Annotated in this window: 12 protein-coding genes and 1 riboswitch; of the genes, 2 read left to right on the forward strand and 10 right to left on the reverse strand. The window is 71.1% G+C overall.

Annotated features, from left to right (window positions below; translation table 11 throughout):
- From JX005_RS01850 to JX005_RS01885, 8 genes are all read right to left on the reverse strand, one after another.
- The gene (locus JX005_RS01850) at positions 1–879 is read right to left on the reverse strand and encodes a hypothetical protein (RefSeq protein ID WP_214465693.1); all 879 of its coding nucleotides are present in this window, start codon (positions 877–879) and stop codon (positions 1–3) included.
- A 111-nt stretch (positions 880–990) separates the two neighbouring features.
- A complete protein-coding gene (locus JX005_RS01855) occupies positions 991–2,448 on the reverse strand; it encodes an MFS transporter (RefSeq protein ID WP_214465694.1) in 1,458 nt (485 codons plus the stop codon).
- A 205-nt stretch (positions 2,449–2,653) separates the two neighbouring features.
- The gene (locus JX005_RS01860; protein ID WP_214465695.1) at positions 2,654–3,007 is read right to left on the reverse strand and encodes a Fe-S protein; all 354 of its coding nucleotides are present in this window, start codon (positions 3,005–3,007) and stop codon (positions 2,654–2,656) included.
- Positions 3,008–3,074: 67 nt separating this feature from the next.
- Positions 3,075–3,554 (reverse strand): 6,7-dimethyl-8-ribityllumazine synthase, encoded by a 480-nt coding sequence (gene ribH, locus JX005_RS01865; RefSeq protein ID WP_214465696.1) that lies wholly within the window; start codon positions 3,552–3,554, stop codon positions 3,075–3,077.
- Positions 3,551–4,831 carry a GTP cyclohydrolase II gene (ribA, locus tag JX005_RS01870; RefSeq protein ID WP_214465697.1) on the reverse strand — a complete coding sequence of 427 codons (1,281 nt, stop codon included), beginning with the start codon at positions 4,829–4,831 and terminating at the stop codon, positions 3,551–3,553. The genes ribH and ribA overlap by 4 nt, the downstream gene beginning before the upstream one ends.
- The gene (locus tag JX005_RS01875) at positions 4,828–5,514 is read right to left on the reverse strand and encodes a riboflavin synthase (protein ID WP_214465698.1); all 687 of its coding nucleotides are present in this window, start codon (positions 5,512–5,514) and stop codon (positions 4,828–4,830) included. Before JX005_RS01875 ends, ribA begins: the two co-directional genes overlap by 4 nt.
- Positions 5,514–6,539, reverse strand: coding sequence for a bifunctional diaminohydroxyphosphoribosylaminopyrimidine deaminase/5-amino-6-(5-phosphoribosylamino)uracil reductase RibD (gene ribD, locus JX005_RS01880; protein WP_214465699.1), 1,026 nt, complete (start codon positions 6,537–6,539; stop codon positions 5,514–5,516). Before ribD ends, JX005_RS01875 begins: the two co-directional genes overlap by 1 nt.
- Positions 6,540–6,606: 67 nt before the next feature.
- Positions 6,607–6,768: riboswitch (FMN riboswitch) on the reverse strand.
- Between the two features lie 67 nt (positions 6,769–6,835).
- Complete coding sequence (locus tag JX005_RS01885; RefSeq protein WP_214465700.1) at positions 6,836–7,813, reverse strand: sugar-binding transcriptional regulator; 978 nt, start codon at positions 7,811–7,813, stop codon at positions 6,836–6,838.
- A gap of 73 nt (positions 7,814–7,886) precedes the next feature.
- Between JX005_RS01885 and JX005_RS01890 the strand changes: the two genes are divergently transcribed.
- Together JX005_RS01890 and glpK are read left to right on the forward strand one after the other, a co-directional pair.
- Complete coding sequence (locus JX005_RS01890) at positions 7,887–9,608, forward strand: glycerol-3-phosphate dehydrogenase/oxidase (protein WP_372447305.1); 1,722 nt, start codon at positions 7,887–7,889, stop codon at positions 9,606–9,608.
- A 75-nt stretch (positions 9,609–9,683) separates the two neighbouring features.
- Positions 9,684–11,237 (forward strand): glycerol kinase GlpK, encoded by a 1,554-nt coding sequence (glpK, locus tag JX005_RS01895; RefSeq protein ID WP_214465702.1) that lies wholly within the window; start codon positions 9,684–9,686, stop codon positions 11,235–11,237.
- Here glpK and JX005_RS01900 read toward each other — a convergent pair whose 3' ends face one another.
- Positions 11,238–12,110 carry an Fpg/Nei family DNA glycosylase gene (locus JX005_RS01900; RefSeq protein WP_214465703.1) on the reverse strand — a complete coding sequence of 291 codons (873 nt, stop codon included), beginning with the start codon at positions 12,108–12,110 and terminating at the stop codon, positions 11,238–11,240.
- A gap of 57 nt (positions 12,111–12,167) precedes the next feature.
- A complete protein-coding gene (locus JX005_RS01905; RefSeq protein ID WP_214465704.1) occupies positions 12,168–12,734 on the reverse strand; it encodes a GNAT family N-acetyltransferase in 567 nt (188 codons plus the stop codon).
- Positions 12,735–12,907: the final 173 nt, after the last annotated feature.

The following is a 12,907-nucleotide window of genomic DNA, read 5'->3' on the forward strand; positions in this document are numbered from 1 at the left end:
TCACGCCCCGCACTGCGGGTCGGTCGTGAACGCGGTCGCCCGGAACGCCCGCGCCTGCAATCCTCCGTCCGGGTGCGGAGCGAGGTCGATCCAGGCGAGCTCGTAGCGGTTGTCGTGGAAGGCGGAGAACTCGACGGGTGCAGCGTCGGCCGGTGGGTTCACCACGCGGGGCAGCATTTCGAGCAGCGCGGCGAGCCCACGCGCGGCCGTTGCGGCTTGCAGCGGATCGCCCGCGGAGGTCTCGAACGTGTTGATCAGCACGCGGATCGCTCCCTCGCGGGTCGCGGCCGACGGAAGCGCGCCCGGCGGGTAGGTCTCCTCGACGCTGCACCTCGCCGAGATGACCGGCGCCGGGATGCACTCCGGCCCATCGGTATCGAAGCCCACGGCCCCGAACATGCCGACCCGGTAGCCTCCGCTTCGCTGCGGGTCGATGTGAATGCTGCCGAGCGAAGCGCCGTCGTCCGCGATCGGCTCGACAACCAGATAATCGTCCGCGTCCACGGTCGCCTCCGCATCCGGCAGCGCCTCGAGCCCCGCGCGGAGAGTGCGGATCGCGATGCGCGCGGACTCCCGATCGGTGTGGCTCGGCTGCATGGGCTCGGATGCCAGAGCCTTCTCGTACCACTCGAGCATGTCCTGGATCGCGCCGGCGCGGGTGGCCGGCCCGGGTGAGCCGTCCCACTCGTAGACGCCGCCCTCGCCGCACTCGTTCGACGGGACTCGTGTGGACACCGGCTGCGGGGTGGGGGCGTCCGCAGCGCTGTCGGGCGGACCGGCCGCCGCGCACGCCGACAGCATCAGCGCGAGCAGCAGTGCGCCGACGGCGGTGGAAGACGCGCGCCGTCTGCGCTCGGTGACTCGGCGAAGGGTCGCCATGCCTTCAGAGTGTCGCGGCCGCCGCCGTCGTCTCAGACAAGAGAGCGGATGCCGCAGGCGCAGGCCCGCGGCATCCGCTCTCCGGCTCGAATCGTGGTCGGAGAATGGCTCCTACAGTGACCCGGTCTCGCCGAGACCCAGGTTGTCGTCGTAGCTGACGTCCTTCGTCTCCTTGGAGAGCGCGAGGGCGATGATCGTCAGCACGCTCGAGGCGGTGAGGTACACGCCGACGAGCCACGGCTCGCCGCCCGTCGCCGCCCACAGCGCGACCGCGATGATCGGCGCCAGGGCCGCCCCGAGGATCGACGACACGTTGTACGAGATCGCCGACCCGGTGTAGCGGACGTTCGTGGGGAACAGCTCGGGCAGGATCGCGCCCATCGGCCCGAAGGTGGCGCCCATGAGCATGAAGCCGAAGATGAGGAACGCCTGCACGAGCGCGCCGGTGAACATCGGATCCAGCTGCGGCAGCAGGAAGACGTTGAAGGTCAGGCCGAAGACGCCGATGGCCGCCGTGACCCACAGCAGGAGCTTGCGGCGCCCGATCGTGTCGGCCACCGGGCCGGACAGCAGCGTGAAGATGCCGAAGAACACCACGCCGATGATCTGCATGATGACGAAGTCGGTGTAGCCGAACCCGAGACCGGGCACGTACGTCGCCGCGTCGAACGGGGTACCCGCCGACTCCGCCGCGGCGCGCGCGGCCTCGGTCTGCGCCTTCGTGCCGTACGACAGCGTGAAGCTCGTCATCAGGTAGAAGAGCACGTAGGTCGCCAGCATGATGAACGTGCCGAGGATCAGCTGCCACCAGTGCCGGCGCACGGTCTCGCCCAGCGGGAACTTGCGGATCGCGCCCTTCTTCTCGGCCCGGACGAAGGTCTCGGACTCCACCAGGCGCAGCCGCACCCAGAGGCCGACGATCACCATCACCGCGGAGAACAGGAACGGCACGCGCCAGCCCCACGCGAGGAAGGCCTCGGAGCGCTGCGCGGTGCCCTCGGGGTGGGGGAGCGCGAAGTTGATCAGCAGGAAGATCGTGTTGGCGATGATGAACCCGAGCGGTGCACCGAGCTGCGGGAACGTCCCGTACCAGGCGCGCTTGCCCGCGGGCGCGTTCTCGGTGGCCACCAGCGCCGCCCCCGACCACTCGCCGCCGAGGGCGAAGCCCTGCGCGAGGCGGAGGATCAGCAGCAGGAGCGCCGCCCACAGGCCGATGTCGTTGAACGTGGGCAGGAAGCCGATGAGGAAGGTCGCGATGCCCATCGTGAGCAGCGAGGCCACGAGGGTCGCCTTGCGACCGAACTTGTCGCCGAAGTGCCCGAAGACGACCGCGCCCAGCGGGCGGGCGACCATGGCCGCGCCGAAGACGCCGAACGAGGCGAGGAGCGCGGTGGTCTCGTTCCCGGTGGGGAAGAAGAGGATCGGGAAGACGAGCACCGCGGCGGTGGCGTAGACGTAGAAGTCGTAGAACTCGATCGTGGTGCCGATCAGGCTCGCGGTGATGACGCGCGAGCGAGGATTGGCGGGAGTGATCGCGGGGGTGGGGGCTGATGCAGTGGGGGAAGACATTCAATACCTGTGAAACGCGAAGCGGGGATCCTCGTGGGACGGGTGGTGGGCAGCCGCGCGACGCGGGGTGACGCGTCAGGCGGCTCTGCACTGGGTCACCGTGAGCCGAGGCTGTTCCCCCGGCTACGAGGATCAACCCTAACCCCGAAGCGGGAAAGCGGATGCCGCGGCCCCGGCCGCGGCATCCGCTTTTCCCAGTCCTGGCTCAGCGCCAGAGGACTCCGAGGGCGGCGTTGGTGAGCGTGAGCACTCCGATCGACCAGAACACGGCCGCGGGAACGGACCCGCTCTTGCGCTCGCGGCCGGCGCCGATGCCGAGCAGAGCGCCGATGATCAGCAGGATCACGAGCTTCACGCCGATCTTGACGTAGTTGAGCTCGTAGTCGATGCCCCACGGGGCGGCGAGGATGAGCCCGGCGACGCCGGCGATGGCGAGTCCCCAGTGCATCAGGCGGGTGATGCCCCGGTGGCCGTTGACGAGCTCGACGGCCCACGCTCCGAAGAGGATCGCGAACCCGACGAGGTGGAACAGCAGGACGAGGTGGCGAAGGAACTCCATGGACGTCACGGTATGCCCGTCGCGTCGCGGCCGCCAGCAAGGCGCGCCTCACCGGGCGCGGTCGGGGTCAGCCGGCGCGCAGCTCGCGCAGGACGAGGGCGGTGCGGATGGCCGCGTCGGCTGCCTCGTGGCCCTTGTCCTCCTCGGAGTCCGCGAATCCGGCACGGGCGATGCCCTGCGCCTCGTCGTCGAGCGTGAGCACGCCGAAGCCCACCGGCTTTCCGGTGTCGAGCGCGACGCGGGTCAGCCCGTCGGTCGCAGCCGACGACACGAACTCGAAGTGCGGCGTGCCGCCGCGGATGATCACGCCGAGAGCGACCACCGCGTCGGCGCCCGCATCGAGGGCGGCCTTGGCCGCGACGGGCAGCTCGAACGAACCGGGGACGCGCACGAGTCGCCAGGTCGCACCGGCGGCCTCGAGGGCGCGCTCGGCGCCGGCGATGAGGCCGTCGGTGATCACGTCGTGCCACGTGCCCGCGATCACGACGACGTCGAGACCGGAGGCGTCGAGCTGACCGGTGGCCTGGGGAGCGCCCTTGCCGCTCATCGCTCTGCTCCTTCGTGCATCTGCGCGAGCGCGTCGGCGAGGTCTTCCTCGTCGATCAGGTGACCCATGCGGTCGCGCTTGGTGGCGAGGTACTGGTGGTTGTTCGGACCCACACCGACCAGGAGCGGAACCTGCTCGACGATGTCGAGGCCGAACTCGCGCAGCTGGTTCACCTTGTCGGCGTTGTTGGTGAGCAGGCGGACCTTGTCGACGCCCAGGTCGGCGAGGATCCCGGCGGCCGCTGCGTAGTCGCGTGCATCGGCCGGCAGGCCGAGCGCGAGGTTGGCGTCGACGGTGTCGAGTCCGCGCTCCTGCAGCGAGTAGGCGCGCAGCTTGTTGATGAGCCCGATGCCGCGCCCCTCGTGTCCGCGCATGTAGACGACGACGCCGCCGTCCTGCTCGATGGCGTCGAGCGCGGCATCCAGCTGGGGGCCGCACTCGCACTTGAGCGAGCCGAAGGCCTCACCCGTGAGGCACTCGGAGTGCACGCGGACGAGCGGCGACTCGCCGAGCTCGCCCGACACCACCGCGAGGTGGTCTGTGCCCGTCACGCGGTCCTTGTAGGCCAGGAACCGGAACTCGCCGTGCGAGGTGGGCACGAGAGCCTCGGCCCGCAGGCTCACGCGCCGCTTATGCGCGGCGTGCACCTGGGCGTCGGGATCGAGCGGCTCGTGCTCGTTCAGGTAGGCGATGAGCTGCTCGATCGTGATGACCGGGACGCCGTCGCGGGCGCCGAGCTCCTGGAGCCCGGGCAGTCGCATCATCGAGCCGTCCTCGGCCACGACCTCGGCGATCGCGCCCACCGGCTGCACGCCGGCGAGACGCATGAGCTCCACTGCCGCTTCGGTGTGACCGCCGCGCTCGCGCACGCCGCCCTCGACGGCGCGCAGCGGCAGGATGTGGCCGGGACGGATGACGCTGGTCGGCACCGACTCGGGGTTGGCGAGCACGTTCAGCGTGTGGGCGCGGTCGGACGCGCTGATGCCGGTCGACACGCGATCGGCGGCGTCGACGCTCACGGTGTAGGCCGTGGAGCGGGCGTCCTGGTTGATCTCGACCATCGGCGGCAGGTCGAGGCGGTCAGCCCACTCGGCGGGCATCGGCGCGCAGATGAAGCCGCTGGACCAGCGGACGGTCCACGCCAGCCACTCGGGCGTCGCAAGCTCCGCGGAGAGGACGACGTCGCCCTCGTTCTCGCGGTTCTCATCGTCGGCGACGATGACCGGCTTGCCGGCGCGGATCGCGTCCAGCGCCTCGGGAATGGTGGAAAGGCTCATTTCGAGCCTCCTTCCGTGGGTGCGGCGGCGGCCGCGGGGTAGTCGGGGACTGCGGGTGCGGCCGGAGCCGCTGAAGCGAAGGCGTGAAGGCGCTGCACGTGGCGCGCGAGGATGTCGGTCTCGAGGTTGACGCGGTCGCCGGGGACCCGGCTGCCGAGGGTCGTCGCCTCGAGCGTCTCGGGGATGAGCGAGACCTCGAACCAGTGGACGCCGTCGGCAGGCACCGCCGGGCTGACCGCGCTCACGGTGAGCGAGACGCCGTCGACGGCGATCGAACCCTTGTCGACGACGAGCGGCGCGAGGTCGGCCGGGAGCGCGATCCGCAGGACGCGCCACTGCGCGCCGGGCCGCACCTCGAGCACCTCGCCGGTGCCGTCGATGTGACCCTGCACGATGTGCCCGCCGAGCCGCCCGTGGGCGACGGTTGCGCGCTCCAGGTTGACGGGACGCCCCGCCGCCACGCCCTGCAGCGTCGACATGTCGAGCGTCTGGCGCATGACGTCGGCGGTGAACCAGTCCGCTCCCTGGCCGACGACCGTGAGGCACACGCCGCTGACGGAGATGGAGTCGCCGTGCGCGGCATCCGACACCGCCTTCGGAGCTCGCACGGTGACGCGCACGCCGTCGCCGGACGGCTCGATCGCGGTGACTTCGCCGATCTCCTCGACGATTCCGGTGAACATCAGCTGACTCCTTCTGTGGCGGGGGCGGCGACGACCAGCAGGTCATCGCCGAGCTTCTCGACGTCGCGCACCGTGAGGCGTCGCGCTTCGCCGATGGTCGTGACGCCGACGTCGCGCAGCGCGAGCATGTCGCCGCCGATCAGCGCCGGCGCGATGTACACCAGGAGCTCATCGGCGAGTCCGGCGCGCACGAAGGACGCCGCGACGGCGGGACCGCCCTCGACGAAGACCCGGTGCACGCCGCGGCGGCGCAGGTCGGACAGGGCGGCGTCGAGGTCGCCCGGGTACTGCAGGAAGGGGTGCGGATGCCTCAGCACGGCTGCGTCGTCGGGCACCGGCCGCTCGCCCAGGACGACCGGGATCGGCTGATGATCGAGGAGGGATCCGTCGTCGGCGCGCGCCGTGAGGGCGGGGTCGTCGGCGAGGAGCGTGCCCGTGCCGACGACGATTGCGTCGGCTGCGGCGCGGCGCTGGTGCACGTCGGCGCGCGCGGCGGGTCCGGTGATCCACTGACTCGTGCCGTCGGGTGCCGCGGCACGGCCGTCGAGGCTCTGCGCCCACTTGACCGTCACGTGCGGGCGGCCGAGCCGCTGGACCGTCAGCCAGGAGTCGAGGAGCTCGCGTGCCTCGTCGGCCAGCACGCCCGACTCGACGGCCACGCCGGCGTCGCGCACGCGATCGGCACCGCCCGAGGAGACGTCGTTGGGGTCGTCGATGGCGTAGACCACGCGGGACACGCCGGCGGCGATCAGCGCCACGGCGCACGGGCCCGTGCGCCCGGTGTGGTTGCAGGGCTCGAGCGTGACGATCGCGGTCGCCCCGTCGGCGTCGCCTGGGGAGAGGCGGGAGAGCGCGTCCACTTCCGCGTGCGGAGTGCCCGCTCCGCGGTGCCAGCCTTCCGCGAGGACGTCGCCGTCGGCGGAGATGATCAGGGCCCCGACCTGCGGGTTGATCCCGCGCGGGCCGCGACGGGCGAGGTCGAGCGCCCGACGCATCGCGTCGCGCTCAGCCGGTGTCGCCGTCATCCGTGTCCTCCGTGTGTCCGGTCGCGATGATCCGGGGCACGGGAGACCGGCAACGCGCATGGCGTCGCCCGTGCTGCCTCCCATCCGGACTAGCGACAGTCACCTGTCGCATCACCGTCGGTTCCGGATTTCCACCGGATCAGCCGTGGCGGCATCTGTTCGGATGCTGGTGCCTTGGCTCGCGGACTGTCACCGCCGGTTCGGATTCTCACCGACCCCGGAGCACGTTGATGCTCTCGAGTCTACTCAACGTCCCCGACGCGAGTTCATTCCATGTGTCCGCATGAAACAGTCGCTCAGTCGGCGAGCGCCCGCGCGACCGCCTCATCGACCACGAGGTCGGTCACCAGGCCGGCGGCGAGCGCGCCCCGGAGGCTCGCGAGCTTCGAGACGCCCGATACGACGCACAGCCGCCGCGGCACCGCACGCAGCACGTCGAAGCGCGGCCCGGTCGCGCGCTCGTTGAGAGGGATGCCGTCGCTCGAGCCGTCTGCGCGGAAGAAGACCGTGGCCACGTCGCCGACCACACCTTCGGTCTCGAGCGATGCGAGCTCCTGCGCCTCGAGATATCCGCCCGAGTAGACGTGACTGGGCACGCGGGAGTCGGCGGAGCCGGTGCTGAACACGACGAGGTCCATGGCCGCCTGCATCGCGAGGATGCGCCGCGTGCTGCGCTCGCGCCACATCGCGCTCTTCGTGCGCGGGTCGTCGAAGAACGCGGGGACCGGGAACTGCTGAGCACTGCCGCCGTACGCGGCGGCGAAGCGGCTCAGGATCTCGCTCGCGTAGAGCAGACCGGTGGTGTGGGTGTTGCCCGAGCCGTTCAGCTGGACGAAGGTCGTGCCGTGCACCTGCTGGGGGGCGAGGCGCCGGCTGATCGCGGCGGTGGTCGATCCCCACGCGACGCCGACGGTCATGTCCTCGCGGATGAGGTCGCCCAGCAGGTGCGCCGCGGCGACCGAGACCCGCTCCAGGCGCTCGACCTCGTTCGCGTCGTCGGGAACGGGGACGACCTGGGCCGTCACACCGAAGCGCTCGGCGAGGTGCTCCTCGAGCAGCTGCGGAGCCGCGAACGGCGAGCGGATGCGGATGTCGACGATGCCCGTCGCCCGGGCCTGGGCGAGCAGCCGCGAGACGGTCGAACGCGACGTTCCGAGCTCGCGCGCGATCGCCTCCATCGTGCGGTCCTGCACGTAGTAGAGGTGCGCGGCCGTGAGCGCGCGCTGCACCGACCGCGCGTCCAGGGGCTCGTCCACCCGCCCATCGTTGCACATGTGTGCATGCGGCCTGCAAGGACGTCCATCGGTGACATCATGGAGGGACAGCAGACCACGAGCACGACGGGGGATGACGATGGGCTCACGCACTGCACCGGGATTCGATGAACTGGCGGAGCGTCCGTACGCCGATGTCCTGATCGTGGGCGGCGGGATCAATGGGCTCGCCACCTTCCGCGATCTCGCGATGCAGGGGGTCGACGTCGCACTGGTGGAGCGCGACGACTTCATCAGCGGAGCATCGGCGGCGTCATCCCACATGATCCACGGTGGCATCCGCTACCTCGAGAACGGCGAGTTCCGGCTCGTGCACGAGGCCGTCACCGAGCGCAACGCGCTGCTGCGCATCGCTCCCCACTACGTGCGTCCGCTGCAGACCACCATCCCGATCTTCTCGACGTTCTCCGGCGTGCTCAGCGCGCCGCTGCGCTTCCTGCGTCACGGCGGAGGCAAGCACACCGAGCGGGGCGCCGCCCTCATCAAGATCGGGCTCGTGATCTACGACTCCTTCTCTCGCGGCGGCGGCCGCGTGCCGCGCCACGCGTTCCGGGGCCGCAAGCGGTCGCTGCAGGAACTGCCGGCCCTCAACCCCGACGTGAAGTACACCGCGACCTACTGGGACGCCTCGCTCCACGACCCCGAGCGGCTCGCGATCGACGTGCTCCGCGACGGCCGCCGGGCCGGCGGCGACCAGGCTCGCGCAGCGAACTACACCGCAGCGGTGGGCGCCGAGGGCGGCCGCGTCGTGCTGCGTGACATGGTCTCGGGCGAAGAGCTGGGGTTCGCGGCATCCGTCGTCATCAACGCATCGGGTCCGTGGACCGATCTCACCAACCTCGCCCTCGGCGACCCCACCCACTACATGGGCGGGACCAAGGGCTCGCACATCGTGCTCGACCACCCCGAACTGCTGGCGGCCACCGGGGGCCGGGAGCTGTTCTTCGAGAACGCCGACGGCCGCATCGTGCTCATCTACCCGCTCAAGGGCCGCGTGCTCGTCGGCACCACCGACCTCGAGCACCGCATGGGCGACCCGATCGTCTGCACCGAGGAGGAGGTCGACTACTTCATCGACCTCATCGGGCAGGTGCTGCCCGGCATCGGCGTCGACCGATCGCAGATCGTGTACCGGTTCTCGGGCGTGCGCCCGCTTCCCGGGCACGGCGATCTCGCCCCGGGGTTCGTCTCGCGCGACTACCGCATCGAGGCGGCTCCGCTCGTGGGAGGGGATGCCACCGTGCTGAGCCTCGTCGGCGGCAAATGGACCACGTTCCGGGCGTCGGCCGAGCACCTCGCCGACCGCGCCCTGGCGCTCCTCGCTCGTCCGCGCCGGCGGTCCACGAAGGGCGTCGCCATCGGCGGCGGGAACGGCTTCCCGACGACCGAGCGGGCCCGGCAGCAGTGGATCGCGGGGCACGCCGACGGTCTGCCGGCCGCCCGCGTCGCGACCCTGCTCGATCGGTACGGCACCGTCGCGACAGACCTCGTCGCCGCGATCGCGGAGGATCCCGACGACGCTCCGCTGGTGCATCTCCCCGGCTACAGCAGCGCCGAGGTGCGGCACCTCGCGCTGAGCGAGGACGTGGTCCATCTCGACGATCTGCTGATGCGCCGGACGAGCATCGCCTTCGTGGGCGGTGCGTCGGAAGCCGCCGTCACGGAGATCGCCGCTCTCGTCGCGCCGGTGCTCGGCTGGGATGCCGGGCGCACCGCGTCCGAGGTCGAGCGCGGGGTCGCGATGGTGCACGCCGCCGACCCGTCGTGGGCCGAGGCATCCGCCACCTCGCGATAGCCTGACCGCAGCCGGGCGCCGAGCGGGCCCCCGTGACGCATGCGGGCGATGTCGCCCGCGAGGAAGGAGCCGGTGTTGGCCGATCACGTTCTGGCGATCGATCAGGGCACGACCTCGACGCGGGCGATCGTGTTCGACTCGGCGGGCGCCGTCGTCTCGGTCGCCCAGCGCGAGCACGAGCAGATCTTCCCGCGTGCCGGATGGGTCGAGCACGACCCCGTCGAGATCTGGACGAACACCGAGTGGGTGGTGGCGTCGTGCCTCACCCGGGCCGCGGTGGCGGCATCCGACATCGCCGCCGTCGGCGTGACCAACCAACGCGAGACGGCGATCGTCTGGGACCGCCGCACCGGGCGGCCGGTGCACAACGCCCTGGTGTGGCAGGACACCCGAACCCAGCCCCGCGTCGACGAGCTCGCCGGCTCGCAAGACGGGTCGGGCGACGGCACCTACCGCTTCGCCGAGACGACGGGACTGCCGCTCGCCACGTACTTCTCCGCGTCGAAGGTCGCGTGGATCCTCGACCGTGTGCCCGGCGCGCGCCAGGCCGCGGAGGCGGGTCACCTCGTGTTCGGCACGCCCGACACCTGGGTCATCTGGAATCTGACGGGCGGCGCCCGCGGCGGCATCCACGTCACCGACGTCACCAACGCCTCACGCACCCTGCTCATGGACCTGCGCACGCTGGACTGGTCGGACGAGCTGCTCGCGGTGTGGGGCATCCCGCGGTCGATGATGCCCGAGATCCGCTCCTCGTCCGAGGTCGTCGGCACCTCGCAGCTGCCGGATGTGCTCCACGGCACGCCGATCGCCGGAATCCTCGGCGACCAGCAGGCGGCCACCTTCGGCCAGGCCGCGTTCGACGCCGGCGAATCGAAGAATACGTACGGCACCGGCAACTTCCTGCTGGTGAACACCGGCACCGAGATCGTGCGCTCGGACAGCGGGCTGATCACGACCGTCGCGTACCGCTGCGGCGACGAGCCGGCGCGCTACGCGCTCGAGGGCTCGATCGCCGTCACCGGATCGCTGGTGCAGTGGCTGCGCGACAACCTGGGCATCATCCAGCGCTCGGAAGACGTCGAGTCGCTCGCCGCGACCGTCGATGACAACGGCGGCGCGTACTTCGTGCCCGCGTTCTCCGGTCTGTACGCGCCGTACTGGCGCCCCGACGCCCGCGCCGCGCTGGTGGGCATGACCCGCTTCGTCAACAAGGGGCACATCGCACGCGCCGCGCTCGAGGCCACCGCATTCCAGACGCGGGACGTGATCGAGGCGGTCGTCGCCGACACCGGGCGCGAGCTCGACGAGCTGCGCGTGGACGGCGGGATGACGCGCAACGACGCCCTCATGCAATTCCAGGCCGACATCCTCGGCGTTCCGGTCGTGCGGCCGAAGGTCGTCGAGACCACGGCGCTCGGAGCCGCCTACGCCGCGGGCCTCGCGACCGGTGTCTGGAGGAGCCGCGACGAGCTGCGGGCGCACTGGCAGGAGGACGTGCGGTTCGAGCCGCGCATGGCGCAGGACGAGCGCGAGCGCCGCTGCCGACTGTGGAAGAAGGCGGTGTCGAAGTCGCTCGATTGGGTCGACGACGACGCCCGCGCCCTCATGGACGCGGCCGACGGCTGATCACTTGAGCAGGCGCGACAGGCGCCGATCCGCGAGGATCTTGCCGCCCGTCTGACACGTCGGGCAGTACTCGAGCGAGTTGTCGGCGAAGAAGACGCTGCGCACCTCGTCTCCACAGACCGGGCACGTCTCGCCGCGGCGTCCGTGCACCCTCATGCCGCGCCGTTTGGCGTCTTTCAGCTCGGCAGGAGGCTTGCCGGATGCCGCGGCCACCGCCTCGGTGAGCGTGTCGGTCATCGCGGCGAACACCCGGTCGATCTCGGCGTCGTCGAGGCTGGAGGCCAGGGCATACGGCGACATCTTCGCCGCGTGCAGGATCTCGTCGGAGTACGCATTGCCGACGCCCGCGATCGTGGCCTGGTCGCGCAGCACGCCCTTGATCTGGGTGCGACGGCCGGCGAGCAGCCCGGCCAGGGTGTCGCGCGTGAACGCGGGGTCGAGCGGGTCGGGCCCCAGGCGCGCGATTCCGGGCACGTCGGCCGGGTCGCGGACGACGTAGACGGCCAGGGACTTCTTGGTGCCGGCCTCGGTGAGGTCGAATCCGGAGCCGTCGGAGAGTGCGACGCGCAGGGCGATGGGCGTCTTGCCGGGGCGGATGACCGTCGTCGGGAGCTGGTCGTAGAAGCGCAGCCAGCCGGCTTTGGCCAGGTGGAAGACGAGGTGGGGTGCGGCATCCGTGCCCGTCGTGGCGATGTCGACGAACTTGCCGTGACGCGCGACCCCCGCGATGCGGGCGCCCTTCAGGGCGTCGACCGGAGGGTCGTACGTCTTGAGGGCGGCGATGTTCGCGACCGAGACGCGCGTGACCTCGAGTCCTGTCAGGCGTCCGTGGAGGAACTCCACGAGACCCTGCACCTCGGGCATCTCGGGCATGGGGCAATCCTGCCACGGAGCGCCGACGGCGGGGCGGGAGGTTCGGGGGCTCGGGCCTCAGTCCTCGAGGACGGCCCAGGGCTGCGGCATCCGCTCATCCGTCCTCAGCAGGGCGGCGATCCAGCCGTCGTCGCGGTACTTGGCGTTCGCGAGCGCCTTGCGGAGCGTCCCCTCGTACTGGAAGCCGAGCGCACGGGCGACTTTCGCAGACGCGACGTTGCCGACCACCGCGCGCCATTCGATGCGGGTCAGATCGAGTCCGCCGGCGTCGAAGCCCCAGTCGATCACGGCGTTCGACGCCTCGGCGAGGCGGCCGCCGCCGCGGGCCCACGGCGCCATCCAGAAGCCGATCTCGCCGTTGCCCATGCCGTCGACGCGGTACATGCCGATCGTGCCGACGAGTGCCTCCTGCTCGCGGATCGCCCACGTCAGGTTCTTCCCGGCCTCCCAGTCCTTCGGCACCTGTGCGACGAACCCCTCGGCGTGCGAGCGCTCGTAAGGGACCGGCACGGGGGTGTAGCGCTGGATGCCCGCGTCCTGGCAGGCCTCGAAGATGGCGTCGACGTCGGCAGCGGTCGGCAGCGACAGTTCGAGCCTCGACGTGCGCAGGGTCACCGGTTCCATCGGCTCAGGGTACCGGGCGGCCGGGTCGAGGCTGTGCCGTAACGCCGCCTGATTCGGGCGGGGCCGGCCGTTTCCGGCCTGCGGCGGGTCAGCCGCGTTCGTCGCGCGTGCGCGTACCCAACTCAGGACCGCACCGGACGGATGATCGGGGTCCGGCGGAAATTCGGGGAGGG

This window comes from Microbacterium flavescens, from assembly GCF_018588945.1.
In the GTDB taxonomy this organism is placed as follows: domain Bacteria; phylum Actinomycetota; class Actinomycetes; order Actinomycetales; family Microbacteriaceae; genus Microbacterium; species Microbacterium flavescens.

Excerpts from the sequence above, each read along its gene's own strand:
- JX005_RS01850 (WP_214465693.1), bottom strand. The coding sequence starts at position 879 with ATGGCGACCCTTCGCCGAGTCACCGAGCGCAGACGGCGCGCGTCTTCC.
- JX005_RS01855 (WP_214465694.1), bottom strand. The coding sequence starts at position 2,448 with ATGTCTTCCCCCACTGCATCAGCCCCCACCCCCGCGATCACTCCCGCC.
- JX005_RS01860 (WP_214465695.1), bottom strand. The coding sequence starts at position 3,007 with ATGGAGTTCCTTCGCCACCTCGTCCTGCTGTTCCACCTCGTCGGGTTC.
- ribH (WP_214465696.1), bottom strand. The coding sequence starts at position 3,554 with ATGAGCGGCAAGGGCGCTCCCCAGGCCACCGGTCAGCTCGACGCCTCC.
- ribA (WP_214465697.1), bottom strand. The coding sequence starts at position 4,831 with ATGAGCCTTTCCACCATTCCCGAGGCGCTGGACGCGATCCGCGCCGGC.
- JX005_RS01875 (WP_214465698.1), bottom strand. The coding sequence starts at position 5,514 with ATGTTCACCGGAATCGTCGAGGAGATCGGCGAAGTCACCGCGATCGAG.
- ribD (WP_214465699.1), bottom strand. The coding sequence starts at position 6,539 with ATGACGGCGACACCGGCTGAGCGCGACGCGATGCGTCGGGCGCTCGAC.
- JX005_RS01885 (WP_214465700.1), bottom strand. The coding sequence starts at position 7,813 with ATGTGCAACGATGGGCGGGTGGACGAGCCCCTGGACGCGCGGTCGGTG.
- JX005_RS01890 (WP_372447305.1), top strand. The coding sequence starts at position 7,887 with ATGACGATGGGCTCACGCACTGCACCGGGATTCGATGAACTGGCGGAG.
- JX005_RS01900 (WP_214465703.1), bottom strand. The coding sequence starts at position 12,110 with ATGCCCGAGATGCCCGAGGTGCAGGGTCTCGTGGAGTTCCTCCACGGA.
- JX005_RS01905 (WP_214465704.1), bottom strand. The coding sequence starts at position 12,734 with ATGGAACCGGTGACCCTGCGCACGTCGAGGCTCGAACTGTCGCTGCCG.